Raw genomic sequence first — 252 nt, 5'->3', positions numbered from 1 at the left:
GGCGATCTGCGTCACCGCTGGCTTTATTCTGGCGCTGACGCGCCATCGCCCGGAAAAACGTGCGCAGGACCGGAGCCTCTTCCGCGTCCCGCACGGAATGCCCGCGGAGTAGAGGTCATGAGCAAAGGCATCGTGCTGCTTGCCGCCGGGGGGACCGGCGGCCACGTGTTCCCGGCGGAGGCGCTGGCCTTCAAGCTGAAGGAGCGTGGTTATTCGGTGCATCTCGTCACCGACAGCCGAGCCGAACGTTAT

General features: G+C 65.5%; 1 protein-coding gene. It reads left to right on the top strand.

The features are described 5' to 3' along the window. Positions 1 to 117: 117 nt before the first annotated feature. On the top strand, positions 118 to 252 hold a 135-nt coding region (locus EOD29_RS33545; protein ID WP_206520594.1), incomplete at its 3' end, for a glycosyltransferase.

This window comes from Mesorhizobium sp. M1A.T.Ca.IN.004.03.1.1 (assembly GCF_003997555.1).
GTDB lineage: Bacteria > Pseudomonadota > Alphaproteobacteria > Rhizobiales > Rhizobiaceae > Mesorhizobium.
The sequence above is the reverse complement of the archived record's forward strand: the minus strand, read 5'-3'. Positions and strand labels throughout refer to the sequence as shown.